This is a genomic window from Aeromonas rivuli (assembly GCF_020149575.1).
Classification (GTDB): domain Bacteria; phylum Pseudomonadota; class Gammaproteobacteria; order Enterobacterales; family Aeromonadaceae; genus Aeromonas; species Aeromonas rivuli.
The window spans coordinates 2,995,795-3,019,961 of record NZ_CP079742.1 but is presented as its reverse complement, the minus strand read 5'-3'; the positions used below and the strand labels follow the sequence as shown (position 1 = coordinate 3,019,961).

The following is a 24,167-nucleotide window of genomic DNA, read 5'->3' as shown; positions in this document are numbered from 1 at the left end:
CAGGGGCTCACCTGGTTGGACAGTGAGAGACAAGGCGAGAGCCATCTTAGCTGCAGGAGAGATTGAAGATGTAACCCTGGCGACGGATGGTGGAGATGGGTTGTATCTCGCCATCAGGATCCAGCTTCTTGCGCAGCCGGCTCACCATCACCTCTATGGTATTGGGGTCACCTTCTCCGTCGCCATAGAGCTGGTCGAGCAGTTGCTGCTTGGAGACCACCTGGCGGGCATTGCGCATCAGGTATTCCAGGATCAGATATTCAAAGCTGGTCAGCACCACCACCTCCCCGGCGATGGTCAGCTCCTTGCGCGACAGATCCAGTTCGTAATCCCCCCCTTGCACCTTGGGCGAGATAAAACCGGCGCTGCGCCGCACCAGGGCATTGAGCCGGGCCAGCAGTTCATCTTTCTGGAAGGGTTTGACCAGATAGTCGTCGGCCCCCGCCTCGAGCCCCTCGACCTTGTCTTGCCAGTTGCCGCGGGCGGTCAACACTATGATGGGGAAGGCGATCTGCCGCTCTCTGAGGGTGCGGATCAACTGCAGACCATCCATGTCCGGCAGGCCGAGATCGATGATGGCCACATCGATGGGGTAATCCTCGGCATAGTGTAACGCCACCTGGGCGCTGTCGGTGCCATGCACCTGATTCTGCGCCTCGCCGAGCAGGGTAGTGAGATGATGATTGAGCAGCTTGTCGTCTTCGACTAACAGAATTTTCATAAGATGTTCGTGCATGAGATCCGAGACGCCAATTAGAGGGGTTTAAGCTGGGAGAGTCAATTCAGATGGTAGCGGATAGGGCCTGTATTGAGACTGAATCGGCACTAATTGTGAACTGGATAACAGGGACAGGGGGCAGTATTCAGACCCCTGAGCGCACGGTCTGATTGCCCGGACTCTCACCATCTGGCACGCCAGCGCCTTCGGTCGGTCAATCTGCTATTGATCCGGCTCGGATTTTCGCCTCTTCCCGCTTCCCTCCGTCAGGCGGGTCGTTATGATAGCCATTTGGTAACCAATGTTCGGGCATGAGGTTGTCCGTTGGCATGGCCAATACGCATCATGACGCCAATCATGCAAAACGTGAGACAGGCCATAAAAAAATCGACACGTGGTTATAAATAATGCCCACGACATGGTTCATGACATGTCCGGGGAATGTATTGCTAGACAGATCCTTGAAATATATGCACTGTTTTGTATGTAGATGAGTGATATTTATTTTCTCAGGGCAACTGAAATCTGATTGGCTTCATGGAGGCATGATTGAATCATTTAATCGTTTTTACCGGAGGGCCAGGGTCAGGAAAAACAACGACTATTGATTGCTTGAAGGCTCTCGGTTACCAGTGCGTGGATGAAGTGGGCCGCAAGGTCATCTTGCAACAACTTGCGATAGATGGGTGTGCGTTACCCTGGATGGATAAGGTCGCCTTTCGCGATGAGATGATACGAGAAGAGCTGGAATGTTTCAGCCACCATCAAGGCAACCAAGGCCTGGTATTCTTTGATAGAGGTATTATCGACTCATATGCCTATTCAAAACTCGAAGGGCTGCCGATACCCAGTGCATTGTTGAACACATGCCATCTTGCTAGATATCACATTGATGTGTTTATCTTCCCGCCGTGGGAGTCCATCTATTCTAATGATTCAGAGCGTAAGCAGAGTTATGCCGAAGCTGTTGATACTTACCTGGAAATGGTCGCTGCATACCAGACTTTTGGTTACTCGTTAATTGAAGTGCCAAAGGCCTCGGTATCCGAGCGTGTGGAGTTTATTTTACGGTCACTGGCGGCAACCTAATAGTGGTTAAGTCAAGGCGGCATCATACAGATGAAAGATTGCATCCTTGTTAAGGATAAGCAGTGGTGCAGGAATATACAATATAATAGCCGGAGACTGCATGCGAGAAAGCTTGAAAAGAAAATTCGTTGAGGTATGCGACAAGACAATTGCCAGCAAGGGACCAGGGGTGGGTCTGTCATTCTATGCCTTCTTCGCAAACAGGAATGATGATCCCGAATTACTTATGGAGGCGGCCACCTGGTGGATAATGACGCATCGGCTCGATCATTTTGAAAAGGCAACGAAGATAAAAGACCTGGTTCTGTCCAGTAAATAGCGCCAATATCTCTGACCTGCTCTCAGGGACCCAAGTAAGAATATTTAAACTAAGCGTATGCTCAAAAGGCACTATACGCTATAAGCACACTATGACAGCTAGCTATTTGATGTGGCAGGATGCTTATGAATTCAGATATCCAGGAGAAGTTTGATGGCTACCCGACAGAGGCAAGGCAGCAGCTTGAGCGCGTTCGCCAGCTTATTCTGGACTCTGCGATTGAAAACCAGTTAGGGGGGGTTGAAGAGTGCCTCAAGTGGGGGGAAGCGAGTTACCTCGTTAGAGGGGGGACGACCATTCGAATCGACTGGCAGCCAAAGGATCCGCATGTCATCAAAGTATTTTTTCACTGCCAAACCCGGCTGATTGAAACCTTCAGAGAAATTTATCCAGGCATCTTCTGCTTTGAGGGAAAGAGAGCCATTATAGTGCCGCTGACTACCAATATTGAGCAGATACCATTAAGGCATTGCATTGTATTGGCGCTCAAGTATCACAGCCTTAAAGGGCTTCCTCTTCTGGGGGCCTGATCTGACTGTGCCTCTATTATATCAATGTCATTTAATATCGAGGTCTCAATGGATGTGCTAAAGCAATCAATAATTCATGGTTATATGGAAGGTGCATATTTTTGCGACACCCATACGACTGAAATAGATTATAAGAATCAATCGGCATTGGATATTTACCATGCTGTTGCAAAAGGCACACCAGCCTGGATTGACTGGTTAATGTCATTGAGGAATGCGACGGTATCATTCTTTGGTTTGAAAGATCTTGGGGGCATGACGAGTGTCGACGCCGGTAAAGTCAGCAGCGAATACAAATATGGTGATGTTGTCGGGATTTTTAGTATCTTGCAAAACACTCAACATGAAGTCATTCTGGAAGACCGTGACAAACACCTGGATGTAAAGGTGTCGTTTCTTGTCACTCCAAATGGCGACAAGGCAACAGTACATGTGACTACGGTCGTTCATATAAACAATACCTTAGGTAAAGTTTATATGTTCTTTGTCACGCCCATGCATAAAATTATTGTGCCTCACTCATTGAAGAGTCTGTCGTTGGCTTAGTGATCCAGCTGTTTAAATTACATTGGCTGCTGTTATCGTAAAGTCATTCTTTGCTGTACGGTTCCTATGTGGCGCACTGAGAATAGAGTCAACCCTGAGGTATTTGACACCATGTTGAAAGTGATTGCACAAGATTTTATACACCCGGACCACATCGATGATGTCATGCCACTCTATCGAGAGTTGGTAGAAAAAACGCGACAAGAACCGCGCTGTATCTCTTACGAGCTGTGTATTAACCAGAAGGATCCCGGACATTTTATCTTCATTGAGGAGTGGCCAGATAGAGCGGCCCTGGATGCTCATTGCAATACCGAGCACTTCAAGCGGTTGGTGCCGATGATCAATCAACATCAGCGACAGGCGGAAAGTTTCATTCTGATGGATCCATTCAAGTAAGAAGGCGCACTCTTGGGCCTGCTGCCGACTCAATCACTGTGTCGTCCATCTGGACAATTAACGGGGCACAACGTCGGGTGATGATCCTTCCCATGTTCGAGGCGGCCATGCAGAGAGACAAAAGAGCCAGTCAGTGTTCACTGACTGGCTCTTGATTGACGCCTGTTTTACAGGTGTTTTGGGCTGGGATCAGCCTACCAGACTGGCCCAGAGGTCATATTCGTCCGCTTCATCGATGCGGACCTTGACCATGTCGCCCGCTTTGAGGCCGGTTTCACCATTGAGATAGACCAGGCCGTCGATCTCGGGGGCGTCGGCGAAGGAGCGGCCGGTGGCCCCCTCTTCGTCCACTTCGTCGATGAGCACCGTCATCTCCTGGCCGACCTTGCGGGCCAGCTTGCGGATGGAGACCTGCTGTTGCAGCTCCATGAAGCGCACGAAGCGCTCTTCCTGGATATCTGCCGGCACCGGATCCGGCAGCTCGTTGGCCTTGGCGCCATCAACCGGGCTGTATTTGAAGCAGCCGACCCGGTCCAGCTCCGCCTTGTCGATGAAGTCCAGCAGCATCTGGAACTCTTCTTCGGTCTCGCCGGGGAAGCCGACGATGAAGGTGGAGCGCAGGGTGATTTCGGGGCAGATCTCGCGCCACTTCTGGATACGCTCCAGGGTGCGCTCGACGGTACCCGGGCGCTTCATCAATTTCAGGATACGCGGGCTGGCGTGCTGCAGCGGGATGTCCAGGTAGGGCAGTACCTTGCCATCGCGCATCAGCGGGATGACGTCGTCCACGTGGGGGTAGGGGTAGACGTAGTGCAGGCGTACCCAGATGTCGAGCTTGGCCAGCTCTTCACACAGCGCCACCATGCTGGTCTTGACCGGCATGCCATCAAAGAAACCGGTGCGGTGCTTGACGTCCACGCCGTAGGCGGAGGTGTCCTGGGAGATCACCAGCAGCTCCTTGACGCCAGCCTCTTTCAGGCGCTTGGCCTCGGCCAGCACGTCGCCGATGGGACGGCTCACCAGATCCCCGCGCATGGAGGGGATGATGCAGAAGGTGCAGCGGTGGTTGCAGCCTTCGGAGATCTTGAGATAGGCGTAGTGACGGGGGGTCAGCTTGACGCCGTGGGCCGGCACCAGGCTGGTGAAGGGGTTGTGGGTCGGCTTGGCCACGTATTTGTGGACATGACCCAGCACCTCTTCATAGGCATGAGGGCCGGTGATCTCGAGCACCTTGGGGTGGATCTCGCGGATCTGATCCACCTTGGCGCCGAGGCAACCGGTGACGATGACCTTGCCGTTCTCGGCCAGGGCCTCACCGATCGCTTCGAGGGATTCCTGTACCGCGCTGTCGATGAAACCGCAGGTGTTGACTACTACCAGCTCGGCATCGTCATAGCTGGGCACCACATCGTACCCTTCGGTACGCAGCTGGGTCAGGATGCGCTCGGAATCGACCAGATTTTTGGGGCAACCCAAGGAGACGAATCCTACTTTGGGGGCCTGTTTCGTGTTGGACATCGCTCAATCGCTCTTAGGTGGCTCTCTTATAAGGGCGCGGATTTTACCGGAATGGCTAACCAAAAACTATACAGCTGGACGCGTTGACGGGAACAATTTATGTCAAATGCCTGGGCCGCGGGTGCCAGATACGCGAGGAGGCGGGCATTACCAGCCGGGAGAGCCGCACCAGTACTGGCTTTTGGAGGATGGACAGCGGTAACGGGGCGGATGCCAGGGGTGAGCAGAACGCTCAGATGGGGGCAGATGGCGCCTCAGCGCAACTGCATATCAAGGGCAGGGCCGAGGGGGGAGTCTATCAGGGCAAGATGAGAGGGCCGCGCGGAACGGCCCGAGGGTCAGCGCAGCAGCAACAGCGTGCAGGGCAGGGCGCGCAGCATGGCGCTGGTGTGGCTGCCGAGCACGAACTGGCGCATGCGGGAGTGGCCGTAGGCCCCCATCACCAGCAGGGCTATCTGCTGCTGCGCCAGATATTGAGTCAGGGTGGGGATGAGTTCCCCCTGGCGCAGACTGGGGATCACCTGCCAACCCCCCTGGCGCAGCATGGCGGCGGCATCCTCGAGCTGAGCGCTGTGCTCGGCGCTGGGGTCGGCCACCATCACCAGATGACAGGGCAAGCCCTTGAGCAAGGTATTGGCTGCCAGCTGCTGCAAGGCCCGCTGCGCCGTCTCGCTGCCATCAAAGGCAAACAGCAGGCTGGTGGGGGCGGTGAAGTGGCGCTGCACGACCAGCGCTGGGGTGCGCTGGGTGCGCAGCACGCTCTCGAGCTGGCTGCCGACCACGGCATCTTCCCCCTCGTGCCGGGCGCCGCATTTGCCGAGTACCAGCAAGCGAGTCTGCTCGGTAAACTCGCTCAGGGTCTCGAGCAAGTCGCCATGGCGCTGCAGGCGATTGGCCTGGATGCCGTGTTCCGCCAGCTGATGGACGGCGGCGTCCAGCTGCACCTTGCCTTGCTGGCGAGCCAGCTGGCTGCGCTGCTGGTCGAGTTCGGCCAGCTCGGCCTGCAAGGTCTCCCGGCTCCCCAGACCAATGGTGCCGCTCAAGTCGGGCAGCACGTTTTGGTGGCGCTCCAACACATGCAGCAGGGTGACAGCATCACCGGTGATGGTAGCGGCCCAGGCGGAGGCATCGCAGATGGCCCCTTGGCTGGCTACCCCATCGAGGCAGGCGAGGATATGGGTCATGGTCGCTCCTTAGTGGTTGGCCAGCAGCTTCTCTATCTCTTCGGGCTTGTCCTGTACTCCAAATCGGTCGACCAGGGTCGCGCTCGCCTCGTTCAAACCGATCACGTCGACCTGGGTCCCCTCGCGGCGGAACTTGAGCACCACCTTGTCCAGGGCGGTCACCGCCGTGATGTCCCAGAAGTGGGCCTGGCTAAGATCTATGGTCACCCGGCTGAGCACCTCTTTGAAGTCGAAGGCGGCGATGAACTGTTCGGCAGAGGCGAAGAACACCTGGCCTCGTACCTGATAATGGCGCTCATCCCCCGCTTTGCTGCTCTCGCTCTTGACCAGCATGAAGCGGGCCACCTTGGCGGCGAAGAAGAGGGAGGCGAGCAGTACTCCGACAAATACCCCAAGGGCAAGGTTATGGGTAGCGACCACGACGGCAACCGTGGCCACCATCACGATATTGGTGGAGAGCGGGTGGCTGCGCAGGTTGCGGATGGAGTCCCAGGAGAAGGTACCGATAGAGACCATGATCATCACGGCGACCAGGGCGGCCATGGGGATCTGGCGGATCCACTCATCCATGAAGACCACCATCAGGATCAACAGGGTGCCTGCCACAAAGGTGGAGAGACGGCCACGGCCGCCAGATTTGATGTTGATGATCGACTGGCCAATCATGGCGCAACCCGCCATGCCGCCCATCAGGCCGGCCCCTATGTTGGCCAGACCCTGACCCTTGCACTCGCGGTTGCGATCGCTCTTGGTGTCGGTCAGATCGTCGACGATGGCCGCCGTCATCAGCGACTCAAGCAGACCGACCACGGCCAGCGCCGCAGAGTAGGGGAAGATGATGGCTAGTGTCTCCAGATTGAGCGGCACGTCTGGCCAGAGGAAGATGGGCAGGGTATCGGGCAGCTCGCCCATGTCGCCCACGGTGCGAATGTCGATGCCCATGGTGATGGCTATCGCCGTCAGGATGACGATGCACAGCAGCGGGGAGGGCACCAACTTGCCCACCACGGGAATGAGCGGGAACAGATAGATGATGGCAAGGCCGGCGGCCGTCATGGCATAGACCTGCCAGGTGACGTTGGTCAGCTCGGGCAACTGGGCCATGAAGATCAAGATGGCCAGGGCGTTGACGAAGCCAGTCACCACCGAGCGGGAGACAAAGCGCATCAGGCTGCCGAGCTTGAGATAGCCAGCCCCTATCTGGAAGATCCCGGTGAGCAGGGTCGCCGCCAGCAGGTATTGCAGGCCGTGATCCTTGACCAGGGTGACCATCAGCAGCGCCATGGCACCGGTGGCGGCGGAGATCATGCCGGGGCGGCCGCCGACGAAGGCGATGATGACGGCGATGCAGAAGGAGGCATAGAGGCCCACCTTGGGATCGACGCCAGCGATGATGGAGAAGGCGATCGCCTCCGGGATCAGGGCCAGGGCGACCACAGTGCCGGCGAGCAGGTCACCACGCACATTGGCGAACCACTCTTGTTGTAGGCGTTGACGCATGTCGATTATCTCGCTCGTTGTCGCTCACTGCCTTGTCCCTTGGCGGGATCGAGGGGGAGTCATTGTGATGGGGGTCGGTGATAGCCGGTCTCGCTGGAAGCTGGTCTGCATCCTGCAGCGACGATGTCCGGGCCGCTGATTATTTGGCCGCGCAGGGTAGCAAAGCAGGGGCGGGAGGAAAAGTCATTTGGCTGGATTGATCATTTCAATAACTCTTGTATAGTTGAACTAACTGAGTGAATAAGGTGTGGATCATGGTCGAAATGAACAAGACAGTCGCCAGCAAGTTGTTCGAGTCCCTCGCCTCCGGGGTGCGACTCGATGTGTGGCGGCTACTGGTCAAGGCGGGTCTGGAGGGACGGGTGGCGGGTCAGCTCGCCAGCGAGCTGGACATCGCCCCCAACGCCCTGTCGTTTCATCTGAAGGCCATGCTGCACGCGGGTCTGCTCTCGGTGGAACAGGAAGGGCGCTTTTTGCGTTATCGCGCCAACATCGCGCTGATGCAGAGCCTGATTGGCTACCTGACCGAGGAGTGCTGCGCCGGTCACCCGGAGGCCTGCGGCATCATGCCCGGTGAGTCCTGCTGCTGAACTCATGGGCAGCCAGTCATACGCAGGGGGGCGCGACCAAGAGTTGCGGCTGCGTCCCAAGGCGCTGACCCTGGCCCCTCACGTCAATTACCTTATCCTGTTGGCGGCGCTGATCTCTGTCGGTTTGCCCTGCCATCAGCCGCCTGTTTCATCCTCTCAGGGAGTCTCTTGATGAGTATCAATGCCTGCTGCGATCTGCCCGTCAGCAAAAAAATGAGTTTTCTCGACCGCAATCTCACCCTCTGGATCTTCGTCGCCATGGGCATAGGGGTCGGGATTGGCTATCTGTTCCCCCAGGTGGCCCAGTGGAATGAGGCGATGTCGGTCGGCACCACCAATATCCCGCTGGCCATCGGCCTCATCCTGATGATGTACCCGCCGCTCGCCAAGGTGAACTACGCCACCATGGGCACCATGACCCGGGATCGCCGCGCCATCACCCTCTCCCTGGTGATGAACTGGCTGGTGGGCCCCATCCTGATGTTCGTCATCGCCCTGGTGTTTTTGCATGATCAGCCGGGCTACATGGTCGGCCTCATCCTGATAGGCCTGGCGCGCTGCATCGCCATGGTGCTGGTATGGAACGATCTGGGCGGCGGCAACAAGGAGTACGGTGCGGGCCTGGTGGCCCTCAACAGCGGTTTTCAGATCCTTACCTATAGCTTCATGGCCTGGCTGTTCATTACCGTGCTGCCGCCCATGTTTGGTTTAGAGGGCTTCGCGGTGGACATCACCATGCTGGATATCGCCGAGAGCGTGCTCATCTATCTCGGCATCCCCTTCCTGGCAGGCTTTCTGAGCCGCCATTACCTGGTCAAGGCCAAGGGGGAGAAGTGGTATAGCGAGCGCTTCATTCCGGCCATCTCCCCCATCACCCTCATCGCCCTGTTGGCCACCATAGTGCTGATGTTCAGCCTCAAGGGGGAGATGATCGTCGAGCTGCCCATGGATGTGCTGCGGGTCGCCATCCCGCTGGTGATCTACTTTGTGCTGATGTTCTTCACCAGCTTCCTGGTGGGCAAGAGGCTGGGTATTCCCTATGACAAGAACGCCTCCATCGCCTTTACCGCCACCGGCAACAACTTCGAGCTGGCCATCGCTGTCTCCATTGCCGTGTTCGGGCTGAGCTCGGATCAAGCCTTCGCCGGGGTCATAGGCCCATTGGTGGAAGTGCCCGTGCTGATCGCCCTGGTCAACGTGGCCCTGCGCATGAAACGCAACTATTTGAAAGAAGAGGCTTTATCATGAATGACACCCTGATCACCATCTACCACAATCCGGCCTGCGGCACCTCGCGCAATACGTTGGCACTTGTCCGCAACTCAGGTGTGGAGCCGACCGTCATCCACTATCTGGAGACGCCGCCGAGCCGCGAGACCCTGGTCGCGCTTATTGCTGCCATGGGGATACCGGTGCACGACCTGCTGCGCCAGAACGTGCCCCCCTATGAGGCGCTTGGGCTGGCCGAGGAGGGATTCAGCGATGATGAGTTGATCGACGCCATGCTGGCTCATCCCATCCTGATCAACCGCCCCATAGTGGTCACCCCGCTTGGCACCAGGCTGTGCCGTCCGTCAGAAGTGGTGCTGGATATCCTGCCGAGCCCCCAGCAAGGAGCCTTCAGCAAGGAAGACGGGGAGCAGGTGGTGGATGCACAGGGACGACGTTTCAGTTCATCGCCATGATGGATATTGGTCCACACAGGGGGAGCCTTGGCTCCCTCTTCTTATCCCCATGACCATGTCTGCATCCCGGCTGACGAGCCCCTCCAGGTTGGGATGCCATTGCGGATCCAGCTCCTCTTCTCAACAGGATGCCCTGCTAACTGTCCGGATAACAGACACTTGCTACTCTCCAGGGCTGTGGCGACGCCCCTGGCGGTGTATGCTAAAGGAAACGCAGTTTCTCGCCCCTGGTGGGCATTTGATATGGAGATAGTCATGAAGATGCGAACTCTGCCCCTGCTCATGGTAGCGCTGGTGGCCATGCCCGGTCATGCGGATTGGGACAAGCTCAAGAGTGCAGCCTCCGACCTCGGCGACGCGGTGAGTGAGACCAGCAAAGAGGCGTGGCGTGATGTCAGCGATTTCTCCAAACAGACTTGGGATTCAGCCTCCCAGTGGGGAGAAGAGGCATTCAACACCGCGGGGGAGTGGACCGACAAGAGCATGGCGACCAGCAAGGAGTGGTTGACGGTTGCAGACAAGAAGCTCGATGAGATGGTCGAGCCCAAGACGGCCGAGCAGGCACGTACCGCCCTCGATACCATGGCCGATACCGCCCTGGTGCGGCTATTCAACGAGCAGCCCTCCGCCAAGTTGCTGTTTGACCAGGCCTATGGCTATGCGGTCTTTGATTCTCGCAAGTTCTCCCTGATGCTCAGCACCAATCAGGGCGCCGGGGTGGCGGTCAGCCGCCAGAATAACAGTCGCACCTACATGAAGATGTTTGGCGGTGGCCTCTCTGCCGGTATGGGCGGAAAATTCTATCAGCAGGTGATCCTGTTCGAGAACAAAGCCAAGTTTGATGGATTTGTCCACCAGGGCTGGGAAGCAACCTCCGAGGTGGGGGCAGTGGCTGGCAAAGAGAGCGCCGAACTGACCGCCAAATACAATGGCGGCATGGCTATCTACCAGATCGGTGAGAAAGGGCTCTTGCTCGACGCCAGTGTGGCGGGTTCCAAGTACTGGCTGGATGACGATCTGAACAAGTCATGATCACCCGCTGTTCAGCAAGGAGTTTTTCTGGTTTTGTGTTGAAATTCTGGCTGTTTAAATAGCGAGTTTTCCAGTAAAAAGAGGGCCTTGTGCCCTCTTTTTCTATGGGCATCCCAAAATAGCATCGCGAGACAAGGAGTGCAGTATGGCGCAGGAACCGGATCAGGCAGCACGGGATGCGACTCAGGGCCAACAACGGGAGTGGGACAGACAGAGTATCTATCTGCGCCTTCCCCAAGAGAGGCCCATGGCCTTCTGGGTCTGGGGGGATCGGGTTGATCCTCTCTCGCCTCGTCCTGAACTGTTTGATTATGATGGTGATTTCGGTTGGGGCCAGGAGAGTGACGGCTGCATGGCGCTGGCGGTTGCCATCGTCGCCAAGCTGGTCGAGGTGGGTCTGGTGGCCCCCGAGCTGGCCACTGCCAAGAGCCGCTATCTCCATGATGAGGTCTTGGTCAAATTGCCCGCCGATGAGCACAGGGATCTGCACCTGAGTTATCTCCGATTGTTGCTGGGCTAAGGCAGCCCGGGCTCGGGCGCCGGAGCTCACCCGTCGGTGCCCGCTTGCCCATTTCTCCCTCGATATCCCGGATTGGCACCCTAATTGCTTATCTTCTGCCAGCGTCAATGATTTGTCTGGGGAAGAGTGATGGAAATAAGTGCAAGCAGCCTGATGCAAGAGATGCAGGCCCTCAAGGTGGAAGCGGGTATTCCTGCCGTCAGCCAGCCAAGCGGCCACGTCAGCTCGGATTTCGGCCAGCTGCTGCAGCAGGCCCTCGGCAATGTGAACGGTTTGCAGGGCACTGCCAACGATCTGCGTACCCGGCTCGACATGGGTGACAAGTCGGTGGATCTCTCCGATGTGATGATCGCCGGTCAGAAAGCCTCCATCGCCTTCGAGGCGACGGTGCAGGTGCGTAACAAGATGGTCGATGCCTACAAGACCATCATGAACATGCCGGTGTAAGGGGTTGATTTTGCTATTTGGCCAGGTACTGGAGAGCGCATTTTCCCTCCTCGCTATCCCCCTCTTTCATGAACCTCATGAACCAGACCAGAAGATAAGGATCTGACCCGTGGCGAACGATCAAAATGGCGATCTGCTGATCAACCATGAAGGGGCGAGTGCCCTCGACGAGAATGAACAGAAGAGCTCGGCGCTGGGGTTTCTCTCCAACAGCGATGTGCTGCGCCAGATCACCCTGATCCTGGGGCTGGCCATCTGTCTGGCCATCGCCGTCTTCATCTTGCTGTGGGGCAAGGAGCCGGAGATGCGGCCCCTTGGCACCTATAGCACCGAGGAGCTGGTCTCCACCCTGGATTATCTGGATCAGCAGAAGATCCCCTATCAGGTCGATGGCAAGAGCGTGCTGGTCAGCGCCGAGAACTATGGGGATATCCGACTGCGATTGACCCGGGCAGGGCTCGGCACCAACAGCGTCAGCAGCAACGATGGCGAGGCCATCTTGCTCAAGGACTCCAGCTTCGGGGTGAGCCAGCGCATGGAAGCCGAGCGCCTCAAGCTCAGCCGCGAGCGCCAGCTCGCCAGCGCCATCGAACAGTTCCAGAACGTGGCCAAGGCCCAGGTGCTGCTGGCCATTCCCAAAGACAACGTGTTCGCCCGCAACGAGCGCAAACCGAGCGCCACCGTGGTACTGAGCCTCAAGGGCTCGGCCCTGGGTCAGGGGGAGGTGGACTCCATCGTCGACATGGTTGCCTCCGCGGTCCATGGCCTGGAACCGACCCGGGTCACTGTCACCGATCAGAGTGGTCGCCTGCTCAACTCCGGCTCCCAGGATCCGGTCTCCGCCCAGACCCGCAAAGAATTTGCCATGCAGCAGAAGCAGGAGCTGGAGTACAAACAGAAAATTGACGCCATCCTGATCCCCGTGCTCGGCATGGACAACTACACCGCCGAAGTGGACTTGGCCCTGGACTTCTCCCAGCAGGAGCAGACCCGCAAGACCTACAACCCGGACCTGCCTGCGGTGCGCTCGGAGATGACCCTGGAAGAGAACAGCGCCAGCGGGGCCAATGGCGGTGTGCCTGGCGCCCTCTCCAACCAGCCACCCGCCGCCTCGGGGATCCCGGAGAAGGTCGAAGGGGGCGAGAGCAGCACCAGCGCCGGTCGCTCGCGCAAGGAGGCCACCCGCAACTATGAACTCGATACCACCGTCAGTCATACCCGGCGCCAGATGGGCGGCATTCGCCGCATGACGGTCTCGGTGGCGGTGGATTACAAGTCGATCACCGGGGCCGATGGCGCCGTCACCCGTGAGCCGCGCAGCCAGACCGAGATTGATACCCTGCGTCGCCTCATCAGCGGCGGCCTGGGGTTCGATGTGACCCGGGGCGACAGCCTGGAAGTGGTCGCCATCCCCTTCAACCGTCCCGAGCTGGATGTGATGCCGGACCTGCCCATCTACGAGCAGCCCTGGTTCTGGCGCGCGGTGCGCATCGCCGCCTCTGTGCTGGTCATCATAGTGCTGATCGTGACTGTGGTGCGGCCCATGCTCAAGCGTCTGCTCTACCCGGATGTCAGACCCGATGGCGAACTGGATCTGGACAACAGCATAGTGCTGGGCGGCGACGACGAACTGAGTCTGCTGGCGGCCCAGGCCGAGGCAGAACCCATCTTCGGGGTGCGCGATGGCCACCTCAAGCTGCCGGATCTCCATCGTGATGAAGACTTGCTCAAGGCGGTGCGTGCCCTGGTGGCGAATGAACCGGACTTGGCCGCGCAGGTCATTAAAGAGTGGGTAACCAAAGATGCCTGAAGAAAATAAGAATCAAGTGACCGGCAACGACATCAGCGATGGTCAGCGCCAGATCCTCGAGCAGATGACGGGGATAGAGATGGCCGCGGTGCTGATGCTCAGCCTCAACGAAGAGGATGCGGCCCAGATCTTCCGCCACCTCGAGCCCAAGCAGGTGCAGCGGCTCGGCATGTCCATGGCCTCCATGTCCGATTTCAGTCACGACAGGGTGGCGGCGGTGCATCGTCAATTTATCGACGATATCCAGAAGTACACCAACATCGGCATCGGCAGCGAAGATTTCGTGCGCAAAGCCCTGGTGGCGGCCCTGGGTGAAGACAAGGCCAGCAACCTGGTGGATCAGATCATCCTGGGCTCAGGCGCCCGTGGCCTCGACTCCCTCAAGTGGATGGATGCCCGCCAGGTGGCCAGCATCATCCAGAACGAACACCCGCAGATCCAGACCATAGTGCTCTCTTACCTGGAGCCGGAGCAGTCTGCCGAGATCCTGAGCCAGTTCCCGGAGCAGGTACGGCTGGATCTGGTGATGCGCATCGCCAACCTCGAAGAGGTGCAACCGGCGGCGCTGCAAGAGCTCAACGACATCATGGAGAAGCAGTTTGCCGGTGCGGCAGGTGCTCAGGCAGCCAAGATGGGCGGCATGAAGGCGGCGGCCAACATCATGAACTACCTGGACACCAACGTCGAAGGTCAGCTGATGGACGCCATCCGCGACTCCGACGAGGAGATGAGCCAGCAGATCCAGGACTTGATGTTCGTGTTCGAGAACCTGATCGACGTGGACGATCGCGGCATCCAGACCATGTTGCGGGAAGTGCCGGGGGATCTGCTGCAACGGGCCCTCAAGGGGTCGGACGATCAGATGCGCGAGAAGATTTTCAAGAACATGTCCAAGCGCGCCGCCGAAATGCTGGCGGACGATCTGGAGGCCATGGGGCCGATCCGGGTCTCAGAGGTGGAGGCGGCCCAGAAGGAGATCCTCTCCATCGCCCGTCGCCTGGCCGATGCCGGAGAGATCATGCTGGGCGCCGGTGGCGGCGACGAGTTCCTCTAAACCATGCATCATAAGCGGCGCGGCGGCGCCGGGCCGCTAGTGACGAGGAGTGCCTCTCAACCATGAACAACAGCAAGCTGCGCGGATATGTGAGACCCGACACGACCGGTACCCAGATAGAGACCTGGGGCTGGCCGGAGATGGAAGTCGAGTCCGAGATAGAGACCAATGCCCTGGGCCTGCCCCAGGATTGGTATAGTCAGTCGGAACTGCCACCTGAGCCGGAGCCGGCCGAGGAACCCGCCCCCAGCATCACGGCCGAGGAGCTGGAAGCCATTCGCCAGGCTGCCTGGGAAGAGGGCATGGCCGAGGGGCAGGCCGCAGGTTTTGCCAAGGGGCTGGAGGAGGGCAAGCTAGAGGGTCTCAAGCAGGGGCACGATGCCGGTCTTAGCCAAGGCAAGGAGGAGGGCTTGGCCCTCGGGCGCGAGTTGGTCGAGCAGGAGCAGGGCCATTGGCGCCTGCTGGCCTCCCGCCTGGCCGACCCCCTGGCCGAGCAGGATGCCGAAGTGGAGCAACAGCTCATCGCCCTGGTGATGCAGCTGACCCGGGCCCTGATCAAGCAGGAGGCCGTGACCTCACCCGCCTTGCTGCTCGGTGCCTTGAAGGAGGGGCTGGCCCTGCTGCCCGCGTCCAATCAAGGGGTGACGCTCTCCCTGCATCCGGATGATATTGCCCGGGTGGTGGCGGCATTCGGGGAGGAGGAGTGCGAGCGGCGCCACTGGCGGCTAGAGAGCGATCCGACCCTGTTGCCCGGCGATATTCAGCTGGCCACCGAACTCTCCAGTGTGGACTTGACCCTCTCGGGGCGCATCGACCAGCTGTTGCGCAACTTCTTGCGCGACAACCAGCGCGATTGACGCCAGGGTTTCCCTTCTCAATTCCCAGCCTCAGGATCCCATTATGAGCAACAGCCTTTGCCAGCGACTGCAACGTTACCGGGTCGGGGAGATAGCCCCCAAGACCCCGGTCGCCGGAAAGTTGACGCGGGTGGTGGGATTGACCCTGGAGGCCGTGGGGTGCCGGGCCGCCATCGGCGCCCTGTGCCGCATCGATACCCAGGATGGCACCCTGGAGGCAGAGGTGGTCGGCTTTAGCGGCGATCGCCTGTTCCTGATGCCGAGTGAACAGCTCAAGGGGGTGATCCCCGGCGCCCGCGTGGTGCCCATTACCGAGGCCTATGGCATACCGGTCGGCATGAATCTGCTCGGCCGTGTCATCGATGGCATCGGCCAGCCCCTGGATGGACTCGGCCCCATTATCGCGGCCCAGACGGTGCAATTTGCCCAGACCCGCATCAACCCGCTCGCCCGTCGTCCCATCCACAAGCCGATGGACGTAGGGGTGCGAGCCATCAATGCGGTGCTCACCGTCGGTCAGGGCCAGCGGATGGGGCTCTTTGCTGGCTCCGGGGTCGGCAAGTCCGTGTTGCTGGGCATGATGACTCGGGGCTCGGTGGCGGATGTGGTGGTGGTCGGCCTCATCGGCGAGCGGGGCCGGGAGGTCAAAGAGTTTATCGAAGATATTCTGGGGGCAGAGGGGCGCGAGCGGGCCGTGGTGGTGGCCGCCCCGGCGGATGCCTCGCCGCTGATGCGGCTCAAGGGCTGCGAAACGGCGCTGGCCATCGCCGAGTATTTTCGCGATCAGGGCCTCAATGTGCTGCTGCTGATGGATTCCCTCACCCGCTATGCCCAGGCCCAGCGGGAAATTGCCCTGGCCGTGGGAGAGCCGCCCGCGACCAAGGGCTACCCGCCGTCGGTGTTCGCCAAGCTGCCAGCCCTGGTGGAGCGAGCGGGCAATGGCAGCGATGGTCAGGGGTCGATCACCGCCTTTTTCACGGTACTGACCGAAGGGGATGACCTGCAAGACCCCATCGCCGATGCGGCCCGGGCCATTCTCGATGGCCACATAGTGTTGTCCCGCGAACTCGCGGATTCGGGCCACTACCCGGCCATCGACATCGAAAAATCCATCAGCCGGGTCATGCCTCAAGTCACCTCGGCCGAGCATCAGGGGCTGGCACGGGCCCTCAAGCAGTATTACTCCCTCTATCAGCAGAACCGGGATCTGATCACCATAGGCGCCTACAGCCAGGGGGCGGATCCGCGCATCGACAGGGCCATCAGCCAAAAGCCGTATCTGGATCGCTTCTTGCAGCAAAAAATGCGTGAGGTCGTCCACTATGATGATGGCCTGCAGGCACTGCAACTGGTGGCCATGCCCCTGATGCAGTGATCCCGCGTGCGGGGCGAACATCCCCCTTCATCCAGCCAGCGAGAGGTAGTCAATGAGCAAGGGACTGGTGTTATTAGCGGAAAGGTTGCTGGTGGCTGAGCAGCAGGCTGCCCTGGCGCTGGCCAAGGCGCAGCAGGACTTGAAGCTGTACCAGCAGCAGCAAGATGCCCTCAACCAATATCGTCAGGTCTATCACCAGCAGTGGACAGACCGGGGCCTGCAGGGCATACCCGCGCAGCAGAACGCCCAGTATCACGCCTTCATCAGCAAGTTGGAGCAGGCTGCGACCCAGCAGTTTGAGGGGGTGTTGCAGATCCGCGAGGTGCTCAGCCAGCGCCGGGAAGAGTGGCTGGGCGCCCAGCAACGGCGCAAGGCGGTGGCACTGCTGCTCGACAAGCAGGCCGTTCGCGCCCAGCAGCAAGCCCAGCGGCAAGAGCAGAAGATGTTGGATGAATTCTCCCTGCGTAGCCGAACTCAACATTCTGGCCTGTAACTTGCTTTCTAATTGCTCATGACGCACCAAGGGGTGCCCCTATTCCAATTCAGGCCTTATCGGCGCCCAGACCCGGAATCCAGGATGATGCAGACATTGTTGACCCCCATTACGCCACCCGTTAGCGGTGAGACGAGCGTCCTGACAAGCCAGGCTCGGCGCGATGATGCCCCTGTGCCTGGGGAGGAGAAGGCTGGGTTTGCCGATCTGATGACCCAGTACCAGCAAGGGGAGCAGGTTGCGCCGTCCAGGGGAGACCGGGCTGAGGGCGTGGCCAGGACGGATGGCGCTGATAAGAGCTTGCAGCCGCAGATGGAACAGGCCGGGGCAGAGATGGCCGCCGGTTTGTCATCTGCAGGGCGTCAAGAGAGTGACGCCAAGCCAGGCAAAGCCGTTGCTCAGGGGCAAGATGGCGAGGAGGCAGTCAAGGGGGAGGCCCTTGACGATGGTGCCCTGGCGCTCAACGCCCTTGCCGGTCACCCCTTCCTCGCCCATCTGCAAGATTCCCTCAAACAAGATACCCGCCTGGTTTCGCCATCAGGCAGCAGCGCGCCTGGGGAGGGCAATATGTTGCCGCCTGCTCCCGGCCTTGAAGAGACGAGCGCAGCATCGGCATCCGACACGCCGGGCGCGCCACTTGCGGCCCACAGGGGTCAGCATGATGCTGCCGATGAGGCACAGGCACAGGCACAGGCAGAGGCGGGAGAGGGCGACAGCAAGCTGGTTGCGGCCCTGATGGAGAGAGGTGCCGAGCAGGGCCGCAAGATATTGCCTGCCGGGGCCTTGCCCAGTATGGATGAGGCCCTGCAAGGGGATGAGGGCACCACGCCGGTCACTGATTCTGCGCGCAAGCCCGATGCCAGCACGCCGGCCCAGGCCTTTGCGGTCGGCAGCCAGCTCGCCCAGCAAGGGGGGCCGCTGCCGGGCAGCGCGCCGCCAGATGTATCAGGCCGTGGCCAGCCGGCTGACAAGCCGCAAGACCGGACGCCATCAGCAGTGGACGCAGACGGGATCATCAGTCAGGGCGCTGCGGCCAAGGCTGGTGGTGACTCGCAGACTCCCCTAACCCAGAGCGCGCCACAGGCTGCGAGCAGCACGCCAGTGGCGCCGACCTTGGTGGTGCCTCAGCAAGTGCTGGCTCAGGCGCAATCTCAGGGGAGTCAGGCACCGGTCACCAGTTTGCCTCAAGGGGCCTCTGCCGCGACCATCGAGGGGGCCGCCGCGTCAGTGAAAAATGAGCCTGTCACCAAGGGTAAACTGGCGGCTCTTGAGCGCAGTGAATCTCTGGTCACCAGCGGTCAGAAGGGGGAGAGCGACCCTGCGCCTCCCAGCCCGTATCAGGGCCCGCAAGCACTGGCCGAGGCCAGGGTCAGCCAGACTGCCCTGAGCCAGCCCCGCGCCGATGCCCCCGCTTTACCCCATTTGAAATTGGCCGGTCAGGATGCCCCGGCCGAATTGCAGCAACGGGTCAATGTCATGCTGGCAGACAAGCTGCAACAGGCGGAGATCCAGCTCGACCCTCTGGGCCTTGGCAAGATGAAAATCCAGATCCAGCTGGGCCAGGACAGCCAGGCCAGCGTCAGTTTCGTGGTGCAGCATGGCCAGACCCGGGAGATGCTGGAGCAGGCCATGCCCAGGCTCAGGGAGATGCTGGCGGGGCAGGGGATCCAGCTTGGCCAGACGTCGGTGCAACAACAGACCCAACAGCAGGCTCAGCAGCAGTCGCAACAGCAGGCCCAGGGTTTCGCGGGACAGGGGGGCCATGGTCAGCCTGGTCGGGAGGGCGGTCATGGCGCTCAACATGAGGTCGAAAACGGCGTCACTCGACTCAGTTTGTCCATGGATGCGGCAAACGAGAGCGGAATTGATTTCTATGCTTGATGCGCCCCAAGTTAAGTTTATGATAACGAACAAGTTTGATACCAGGGTGGACAAGGGATGGCAGACGATAGCGAACTGACGCTCAAAGACCCGGCGACGGCCAGCAAAAAAAAGCTGATCATCATGGCCGTCATAGTGCTGCTTGTGTTGATGGGGGGCGGCGTTGCCGCCTGGTTGCTGCTCTCGGGGGGTGACGAGGCTGCCAAGGCCGAGGCCAGCGCCCAGGCGGATGGTCAGGCTCAAGACCCCGCGACCCTGCCAGCGCTCTATGTCGGCATGCCGCGTCCCTTCGTGTTCAACGTGGCGGGCCAGAGCCGGGACAGGTTGGTGCAGATCAAGGTGCAGCTGATGGTGCGCGGCGCCCCGAGCGAGGCCCTTGCCAAGCAGCATGTACCGCTCATCGAGGGGACGCTGCTGCGGGTCTTCAGCGCCGCCAGCGCCGAGCAGCTGGTCACCTTCGAGGGCAAGGAAAAGTTGCGAAATGACTCACTGGAAGAGTGCCGTCGGGTCCTGAAAGACCTGACCTCTTCCCCCGTAATCGAACAAGTGCTGTTTACCGGCTTTGTAATGCAGTAGGTGAAGCGTGAGCGATCTGTTAAGTCAGGACGAAATTGATGCCCTCTTGCACGGGGTCGACGATGTCGAAGAGGAGGAGTTAGGGGCGGCCGGCGATCCCGGCATAGCCCAGTTTGATTTTTCCTCCCAGGATCGCATCGTCCGTGGGCGCATGCCCACCCTGGAGCTGGTGAACGAGCGTTTTGCCCGTCACATGCGCATCAGCCTGTTCAACATGATGCGGCGCACCGCCGAGGTGTCGATCAACGGTGTGCAGATGCTCAAATTTGGCGAATATGTGCATACCCTGTTCGTGCCAACCAGCCTGAACATGGTGCGTTTCCGTCCCCTCAAGGGGACGGCGCTGATCACCATGGAGGCGCGCCTGGTCTTCATCCTGGTGGAGAACTTCTTTGGTGGCGACGGCCGCTACCATGCCAAGATCGAGGGACGGGAATTCACCCCCACCGAGCGGCGCATCATCCAGATGCTGCTCAAGCTGGTGTTCGAGGATTACAAGGATGCCTGGGCGCCGGTGATGGATGTGGGCTTCGAGTACCTCGACTCCGAGGTGAACCCGGCCATGGCCAACATCGTCAGCCCGACCGAGGTGATAGTGGTCAGCTCCTTCCACATCGAACTCGATGGCGGCGGCGGCGACTTCCACGTAGCCATGCCTTACTCCATGCTCGAACCCATCCGCGAGTTGCTCGATGCCGGGGTACAGAGCGACAAGGGGGACACCGACGTGCGCTGGAGCAAGGCGCTGCGCGACGAGATCATGGACGTCAAGGTGGAGCTCAAGGCGAAATTGCTGGAGACCGAGCTCACCCTGCGCGACCTCATGGAGCTGAAACCCGGCGACATCATCCCGGTGGAGATGCCGGAGAACCTGCTGGTCTATGTGGAGGACTTGCCGACCTTCCACGCCAAGATGGGCCGCACAAAAGAGAACGTGGCGCTCAAGATTGTCGACAAACTCAAGCGTCCGGACGGGGTCAAGACCGAGATGCACCTGGTCACCCGGGGCGGCGTGCGTATCGATGGCGAAGCCGAGCTGGAAGAGCTCGAGCGCAGCATCGAAAATCCCCACCGATAACAGGCCCGGAACCCGCCTAATCATGAACAGTAAGGAAGTAAGATGAGCACACCCGAAGACGAGCAGGATCTGATGGCCGATGCCTGGGCTGCAGCCCTCGAAGAGCAGGTCACGACGGAAGTCAAACCGGCTCCCCTCGAAGAGCTGAAGGACGATGCGCCCATCAGTGCAGAGGAGCGCCGCAAGCTTGACACCATACTCGACATCCCGGTGACCATCGCCATGGAAGTGGGCCGCAGCCAGATCAGCATCCGCAACCTGCTGCAGCTCAACCAGGGATCTGTGGTGGAGCTGGACAGGGTGGCCGGTGAGCCCCTGGATGTATTGGTCAACGGCACCCTGATCGCCCACGGCGAGGTGGTGGTGGTCAATGACAAATTCGGGATCCGCCTGACCGATGTGATCAGCCAGATTGAACGGATCAAGAAACTCAAATGATGCGGGCCGCCCTCCTGTTGCTGCTGTTGCCGCTGCCTGCCTTGGCACAGACAACCGCCACGCTGCCGAGCCTCACCTCCTGGCTGCTGTCGAGCCTGATGGTCATCGGCCTCATCCTGGTGCTGGGGTTTCTGCTCAAGAAGAGCAAGCTCACTCAGGCGATAGGGGGCGGCCAGATGAAGGTGATCGCCAGTCTGCCCCTCGGCTACAAGGAAAAACTGCTGGTGGTCAAGGTGGGGGAGCAGCAGTTCTTGCTCGGCGTCACCCCCCAGCAGGTCACCTTTCTCCATCGGCTTGAGCAGCCCCTGGATGAGCGTCAACCCCAGGCCTTCGCCCAGCAGCTCAGCAAGCTGATGGCACGCAATGACAAAGAATAACGGGATGAGAAATCTATTGATGAAGCGTCACTGGGGCTGGCTGTTGCTGTTGCTCTGCTCGCCGCTGGTACTGGCCCAGGATGGCATGTCGGCGGTGACCATCAAGACCATGGCGGATGGCAGTCAGGAGTACAGCCTGACCCTGCAGGTGCTGGCGCTGATGACGGCCCTCTCCTTCCTGCCGGCCGTGGTCATCATGATGACCTCCTTCACCCGCATCATAGTGGTGCTCGGCATCCTGCGTCAGGCCATTGGTCTGCAGCAGAGCCCCTCAAACCAGGTGCTGGTCGGCATCGCCCTGTTCATGTCCTTCTTCATCATGTCCCCGGTGCTGGATCGCATCAACGAGGAGGCCTTGCAGCCCTATCTGGCCGAAACCATCACCACCCAGGAGGCGCTGGAGAAGGCCCAACTGCCCCTGCACCAGTTCATGCTGGCCCAGACCCGGATCAAGGATCTCAATACCTTCATGGAGATCGCCAACGTGCAGGTGGACAAGCCCGCCGATGTGCCGTTGCGGGTGCTGATCCCGGCCTTCGTCACCAGTGAGCTCAAGACCGCCTTCCAGATAGGTTTCATGCTGTTTCTGCCCTTCCTGGTCATCGACCTGGTGGTCGCCAGCATTCTGATGGCCATGGGGATGATGATGCTCTCTCCCATGCTGGTATCGCTGCCCTTCAAGCTGATGCTGTTCGTCATGGTCGATGGCTGGAACCTCATTCTGGGCTCCCTGGCGACCAGCTTTGGTTTGGGGAGCGGGGGATGATGTCAGCTATCCCAGTCGTTGAAACCTGTCTGGCATGCCATGCTGGATGGCTGGGGTTTGATGCCGATTTTTCTGGCTGGCAGCCTCAGCCAGCAGACCGGTGGCCAAGCGGGCCAATGGAAAGGAGTCGGTAACATGAGTCCGGAAACCTTTGTCGACGTATTTCGCGAGGCGCTCTGGCTGGTCACCATCATGGTGTGTGCCGTCATACTGCCGAGCCTGTTCGTCGGTCTGCTGGTGGCCATCTTCCAGGCGGCCACCTCCATCAACGAACAGACCCTGAGCTTCCTGCCCCGGCTGGTGGTGACCCTGCTGGCCCTGGGGGCCGGTGCGCATTGGGGCCTGCAGAGCCTGATGGACTTCTTCCAGCTGATGGTGAGCCAGATCCCCGAGGTGGTGGGATGAGTCGCACAACCTCGGGGCGAGCAGCGTGACCTTCTCCAGCCAGCTCATTCTGGAGTGGCTCGCCGCCGTGCTCTGGCCCCTGGCCCGGGTCAGCAGCCTGCTGATGGTGATGGCGGTGTTTGGCAGCAAGCTGGCCCCCATGAATGTGCGCATGGGGCTCTCGTTGGCCATCACCTTCCTGATCGTACCCCTGTTGCCGCCCATGCCCTCGGTGGAGCTCTTCTCCCTCGGCAGCTTTCTTATTCTCGGTCAGCAGATCCTGATAGGTGCCGCCCTCGGCCTGATGACCCAGTTTCTGATGGAGAGCTTCGTGCTGGCCGGACAGGTCATCTCGATGCAGACCAGCCTGGGTTTTGCCTCTCTGGTGGATCCCATGAACGGTCAATCCGCCCCCGTGGTGGGCCAGTTCTACCTGATGCTGGCGACCCTGGTATTCCTCGCCCTCGACGGCCACCTCATCATGCTGCGCATGGTTATCTTGAGTTTCGATACTTTGCCGGTGGGCACAGCGGGCCTCTCGGTTGGGTCTTTGCGCACCCTGGCAGGTTTTATCGGGGTCATGTTCCAGGCCGCTCTGGTGATGTCCCTCTCCGCCATCGTCGCCCTGCTGCTCATCAACTTCGCGTTCGGGGTCATGACCCGGGCGGCCCCTCAACTCAACATCTTCAGCATCGGGTTTGCGGTCAGCATGATGTCGGGACTCTTCATTCTCTGGCTCACTATCGGCGGCTTCATGGGGCACTTCGATGCCCTCTGGGAGCGGGTGCAGGAGACGAGCTGCCAGCTGATCGATACCCAGTGTCTGGGAGGTGCCCATGGTTGATGGGGGTTGGCTGAGCCAGGGGTGCTTGCCAGGTCGCGACCGCAATGTGCCCATAGTTAATGGGGGTTGGCTGAACCAGGGGTGCTTGCCAGGTCGCTACCTCAACGTGCCCATGGTTAATGAGGGTTGGCTGAGCCAGGGGGGCTTGCCAGGTTGC

28 protein-coding genes are annotated in these 24,167 nt (G+C 59.6%); 24 read left to right on the top strand and 4 right to left on the bottom strand.

Going from position 1 to position 24,167, the window contains the following annotated elements:
- Positions 1-46 precede the first annotated feature (46 nt).
- Positions 47-721, bottom strand: coding sequence for a response regulator transcription factor (locus tag KYK33_RS13920; RefSeq protein ID WP_042040583.1), 675 nt, complete (start codon positions 719-721; stop codon positions 47-49).
- 546 nt (positions 722-1,267) lie between these two features.
- Between KYK33_RS13920 and KYK33_RS13915 the strand changes: the two genes are divergently transcribed.
- The 5 genes from KYK33_RS13915 (at position 1,268) to KYK33_RS13895 (ending at position 3,601) form a co-directional block, all read left to right on the top strand.
- Positions 1,268-1,807 (top strand): AAA family ATPase, encoded by a 540-nt coding sequence (locus KYK33_RS13915; protein ID WP_224430913.1) that lies wholly within the window; start codon positions 1,268-1,270, stop codon positions 1,805-1,807.
- A 100-nt stretch (positions 1,808-1,907) separates the two neighbouring features.
- Positions 1,908-2,126, top strand: coding sequence for a DUF6500 family protein (locus KYK33_RS13910; protein WP_224430912.1), 219 nt, complete (start codon positions 1,908-1,910; stop codon positions 2,124-2,126).
- Between the two features lie 125 nt (positions 2,127-2,251).
- On the top strand, positions 2,252-2,656 hold the full coding sequence (locus KYK33_RS13905; RefSeq protein WP_224430911.1) for a DUF1801 domain-containing protein: 405 nt from the start codon (positions 2,252-2,254) through the stop codon (positions 2,654-2,656).
- 48 nt (positions 2,657-2,704) lie between these two features.
- Complete coding sequence (locus tag KYK33_RS13900) at positions 2,705-3,202, top strand: DUF2867 domain-containing protein (RefSeq protein ID WP_224430910.1); 498 nt, start codon at positions 2,705-2,707, stop codon at positions 3,200-3,202.
- A 111-nt stretch (positions 3,203-3,313) separates the two neighbouring features.
- Positions 3,314-3,601: a putative quinol monooxygenase gene (locus tag KYK33_RS13895; RefSeq protein WP_084218132.1), complete on the top strand. Its 288-nt coding sequence runs from the start codon at positions 3,314-3,316 to the stop codon at positions 3,599-3,601.
- A gap of 189 nt (positions 3,602-3,790) precedes the next feature.
- Here KYK33_RS13895 and rimO read toward each other — a convergent pair whose 3' ends face one another.
- The 3 genes from rimO to KYK33_RS13880 form a co-directional block, all read right to left on the bottom strand.
- Positions 3,791-5,119 carry a 30S ribosomal protein S12 methylthiotransferase RimO gene (gene rimO, locus KYK33_RS13890; protein WP_224430909.1) on the bottom strand — a complete coding sequence of 443 codons (1,329 nt, stop codon included), beginning with the start codon at positions 5,117-5,119 and terminating at the stop codon, positions 3,791-3,793.
- 338 nt (positions 5,120-5,457) lie between these two features.
- Positions 5,458-6,303 carry a universal stress protein gene (locus KYK33_RS13885; protein ID WP_224430908.1) on the bottom strand — a complete coding sequence of 282 codons (846 nt, stop codon included), beginning with the start codon at positions 6,301-6,303 and terminating at the stop codon, positions 5,458-5,460.
- Between the two features lie 9 nt (positions 6,304-6,312).
- Positions 6,313-7,803, bottom strand: a complete 1,491-nt coding sequence (locus tag KYK33_RS13880; protein ID WP_224430907.1) for a SulP family inorganic anion transporter — start codon at positions 7,801-7,803, stop codon at positions 6,313-6,315.
- Between the two features lie 263 nt (positions 7,804-8,066).
- Here KYK33_RS13880 and KYK33_RS13875 point away from each other — a divergent pair, with 263 nt between their 5' ends.
- The 19 genes from KYK33_RS13875 (at position 8,067) to fliR (ending at position 24,010) form a co-directional block, all read left to right on the top strand.
- Positions 8,067-8,393 (top strand): ArsR/SmtB family transcription factor, encoded by a 327-nt coding sequence (locus KYK33_RS13875; protein ID WP_224433022.1) that lies wholly within the window; start codon positions 8,067-8,069, stop codon positions 8,391-8,393.
- Positions 8,394-8,564: 171 nt separating this feature from the next.
- The gene (arsB, locus tag KYK33_RS13870; protein ID WP_224430906.1) at positions 8,565-9,641 is read left to right on the top strand and encodes an ACR3 family arsenite efflux transporter; all 1,077 of its coding nucleotides are present in this window, start codon (positions 8,565-8,567) and stop codon (positions 9,639-9,641) included.
- Positions 9,638-10,078: a glutaredoxin-dependent arsenate reductase gene (gene arsC / locus KYK33_RS13865; protein WP_224430905.1), complete on the top strand. Its 441-nt coding sequence runs from the start codon at positions 9,638-9,640 to the stop codon at positions 10,076-10,078. Before arsB ends, arsC begins: the two co-directional genes overlap by 4 nt.
- Positions 10,079-10,333: 255 nt before the next feature.
- Positions 10,334-11,110, top strand: a complete 777-nt coding sequence (befA, locus tag KYK33_RS13860) for a beta cell expansion factor BefA (protein WP_224430904.1) — start codon at positions 10,334-10,336, stop codon at positions 11,108-11,110.
- Positions 11,111-11,255: 145 nt separating this feature from the next.
- Positions 11,256-11,630 carry a hypothetical protein gene (locus KYK33_RS13855; RefSeq protein WP_224430903.1) on the top strand — a complete coding sequence of 125 codons (375 nt, stop codon included), beginning with the start codon at positions 11,256-11,258 and terminating at the stop codon, positions 11,628-11,630.
- 129 nt (positions 11,631-11,759) lie between these two features.
- Positions 11,760-12,077 (top strand): flagellar hook-basal body complex protein FliE, encoded by a 318-nt coding sequence (gene fliE, locus KYK33_RS13850; RefSeq protein WP_042040562.1) that lies wholly within the window; start codon positions 11,760-11,762, stop codon positions 12,075-12,077.
- 109 nt (positions 12,078-12,186) lie between these two features.
- Positions 12,187-13,887, top strand: a complete 1,701-nt coding sequence (fliF, locus tag KYK33_RS13845; protein ID WP_042040561.1) for a flagellar basal-body MS-ring/collar protein FliF — start codon at positions 12,187-12,189, stop codon at positions 13,885-13,887.
- Positions 13,880-14,941, top strand: a complete 1,062-nt coding sequence (gene fliG, locus KYK33_RS13840) for a flagellar motor switch protein FliG (RefSeq protein WP_005899616.1) — start codon at positions 13,880-13,882, stop codon at positions 14,939-14,941. The genes fliF and fliG overlap by 8 nt, the downstream gene beginning before the upstream one ends.
- 62 nt (positions 14,942-15,003) lie before the next feature.
- Positions 15,004-15,798, top strand: a complete 795-nt coding sequence (gene fliH / locus KYK33_RS13835) for a flagellar assembly protein FliH (protein ID WP_224430902.1) — start codon at positions 15,004-15,006, stop codon at positions 15,796-15,798.
- Positions 15,799-15,841: 43 nt separating this feature from the next.
- The gene (gene fliI / locus KYK33_RS13830) at positions 15,842-17,173 is read left to right on the top strand and encodes a flagellar protein export ATPase FliI (protein ID WP_042040559.1); all 1,332 of its coding nucleotides are present in this window, start codon (positions 15,842-15,844) and stop codon (positions 17,171-17,173) included.
- Positions 17,174-17,225: 52 nt separating this feature from the next.
- Positions 17,226-17,666: a flagellar export protein FliJ gene (gene fliJ / locus KYK33_RS13825; protein WP_042040558.1), complete on the top strand. Its 441-nt coding sequence runs from the start codon at positions 17,226-17,228 to the stop codon at positions 17,664-17,666.
- 84 nt (positions 17,667-17,750) lie between these two features.
- Complete coding sequence (locus tag KYK33_RS13820) at positions 17,751-19,547, top strand: flagellar hook-length control protein FliK (RefSeq protein ID WP_224430901.1); 1,797 nt, start codon at positions 17,751-17,753, stop codon at positions 19,545-19,547.
- Positions 19,548-19,604: 57 nt separating this feature from the next.
- The gene (gene fliL, locus KYK33_RS13815) at positions 19,605-20,123 is read left to right on the top strand and encodes a flagellar basal body-associated protein FliL (protein WP_224430900.1); all 519 of its coding nucleotides are present in this window, start codon (positions 19,605-19,607) and stop codon (positions 20,121-20,123) included.
- Between the two features lie 7 nt (positions 20,124-20,130).
- Positions 20,131-21,201 carry a flagellar motor switch protein FliM gene (gene fliM / locus KYK33_RS13810; protein ID WP_042040555.1) on the top strand — a complete coding sequence of 357 codons (1,071 nt, stop codon included), beginning with the start codon at positions 20,131-20,133 and terminating at the stop codon, positions 21,199-21,201.
- A 42-nt stretch (positions 21,202-21,243) separates the two neighbouring features.
- Positions 21,244-21,639 (top strand): flagellar motor switch protein FliN, encoded by a 396-nt coding sequence (fliN, locus tag KYK33_RS13805; protein WP_042040553.1) that lies wholly within the window; start codon positions 21,244-21,246, stop codon positions 21,637-21,639.
- On the top strand, positions 21,636-22,016 hold the full coding sequence (gene fliO / locus KYK33_RS13800; RefSeq protein WP_370736599.1) for a flagellar biosynthetic protein FliO: 381 nt from the start codon (positions 21,636-21,638) through the stop codon (positions 22,014-22,016). The genes fliN and fliO overlap by 4 nt, the downstream gene beginning before the upstream one ends.
- A complete protein-coding gene (gene fliP / locus KYK33_RS13795; protein ID WP_042040551.1) occupies positions 22,003-22,782 on the top strand; it encodes a flagellar type III secretion system pore protein FliP in 780 nt (259 codons plus the stop codon). Before fliO ends, fliP begins: the two co-directional genes overlap by 14 nt.
- A gap of 135 nt (positions 22,783-22,917) precedes the next feature.
- Positions 22,918-23,187, top strand: coding sequence for a flagellar biosynthesis protein FliQ (fliQ, locus tag KYK33_RS13790; protein ID WP_005899639.1), 270 nt, complete (start codon positions 22,918-22,920; stop codon positions 23,185-23,187).
- Positions 23,188-23,212: 25 nt separating this feature from the next.
- Positions 23,213-24,010, top strand: coding sequence for a flagellar biosynthetic protein FliR (gene fliR, locus KYK33_RS13785; protein ID WP_224430899.1), 798 nt, complete (start codon positions 23,213-23,215; stop codon positions 24,008-24,010).
- Positions 24,011-24,167 lie beyond the last annotated feature (157 nt).

Excerpts from the sequence above, each read along its gene's own strand:
- arsC (WP_224430905.1), top strand. The coding sequence starts at position 9,638 with ATGAATGACACCCTGATCACCATCTACCACAATCCGGCCTGCGGCACC.
- fliE (WP_042040562.1), top strand. The coding sequence starts at position 11,760 with ATGGAAATAAGTGCAAGCAGCCTGATGCAAGAGATGCAGGCCCTCAAG.
- fliH (WP_224430902.1), top strand. The coding sequence starts at position 15,004 with ATGAACAACAGCAAGCTGCGCGGATATGTGAGACCCGACACGACCGGT.
- KYK33_RS13905 (WP_224430911.1), top strand. The coding sequence starts at position 2,252 with ATGAATTCAGATATCCAGGAGAAGTTTGATGGCTACCCGACAGAGGCA.
- fliO (WP_370736599.1), top strand. The coding sequence starts at position 21,636 with ATGATGCGGGCCGCCCTCCTGTTGCTGCTGTTGCCGCTGCCTGCCTTG.
- fliP (WP_042040551.1), top strand. The coding sequence starts at position 22,003 with ATGACAAAGAATAACGGGATGAGAAATCTATTGATGAAGCGTCACTGG.
- fliQ (WP_005899639.1), top strand. The coding sequence starts at position 22,918 with ATGAGTCCGGAAACCTTTGTCGACGTATTTCGCGAGGCGCTCTGGCTG.
- fliG (WP_005899616.1), top strand. The coding sequence starts at position 13,880 with ATGCCTGAAGAAAATAAGAATCAAGTGACCGGCAACGACATCAGCGAT.
- befA (WP_224430904.1), top strand. The coding sequence starts at position 10,334 with ATGAAGATGCGAACTCTGCCCCTGCTCATGGTAGCGCTGGTGGCCATG.
- KYK33_RS13855 (WP_224430903.1), top strand. The coding sequence starts at position 11,256 with ATGGCGCAGGAACCGGATCAGGCAGCACGGGATGCGACTCAGGGCCAA.
- KYK33_RS13910 (WP_224430912.1), top strand. The coding sequence starts at position 1,908 with ATGCGAGAAAGCTTGAAAAGAAAATTCGTTGAGGTATGCGACAAGACA.
- KYK33_RS13820 (WP_224430901.1), top strand. The coding sequence starts at position 17,751 with ATGATGCAGACATTGTTGACCCCCATTACGCCACCCGTTAGCGGTGAG.
- KYK33_RS13900 (WP_224430910.1), top strand. The coding sequence starts at position 2,705 with ATGGATGTGCTAAAGCAATCAATAATTCATGGTTATATGGAAGGTGCA.
- KYK33_RS13885 (WP_224430908.1), bottom strand. The coding sequence starts at position 6,303 with ATGACCCATATCCTCGCCTGCCTCGATGGGGTAGCCAGCCAAGGGGCC.
- rimO (WP_224430909.1), bottom strand. The coding sequence starts at position 5,119 with ATGTCCAACACGAAACAGGCCCCCAAAGTAGGATTCGTCTCCTTGGGT.
- KYK33_RS13920 (WP_042040583.1), bottom strand. The coding sequence starts at position 721 with ATGAAAATTCTGTTAGTCGAAGACGACAAGCTGCTCAATCATCATCTC.
- fliJ (WP_042040558.1), top strand. The coding sequence starts at position 17,226 with ATGAGCAAGGGACTGGTGTTATTAGCGGAAAGGTTGCTGGTGGCTGAG.
- fliL (WP_224430900.1), top strand. The coding sequence starts at position 19,605 with ATGGCAGACGATAGCGAACTGACGCTCAAAGACCCGGCGACGGCCAGC.
- arsB (WP_224430906.1), top strand. The coding sequence starts at position 8,565 with ATGAGTATCAATGCCTGCTGCGATCTGCCCGTCAGCAAAAAAATGAGT.
- KYK33_RS13875 (WP_224433022.1), top strand. The coding sequence starts at position 8,067 with ATGAACAAGACAGTCGCCAGCAAGTTGTTCGAGTCCCTCGCCTCCGGG.
- KYK33_RS13880 (WP_224430907.1), bottom strand. The coding sequence starts at position 7,803 with ATGCGTCAACGCCTACAACAAGAGTGGTTCGCCAATGTGCGTGGTGAC.
- fliI (WP_042040559.1), top strand. The coding sequence starts at position 15,842 with ATGAGCAACAGCCTTTGCCAGCGACTGCAACGTTACCGGGTCGGGGAG.
- fliN (WP_042040553.1), top strand. The coding sequence starts at position 21,244 with ATGAGCACACCCGAAGACGAGCAGGATCTGATGGCCGATGCCTGGGCT.
- KYK33_RS13895 (WP_084218132.1), top strand. The coding sequence starts at position 3,314 with ATGTTGAAAGTGATTGCACAAGATTTTATACACCCGGACCACATCGAT.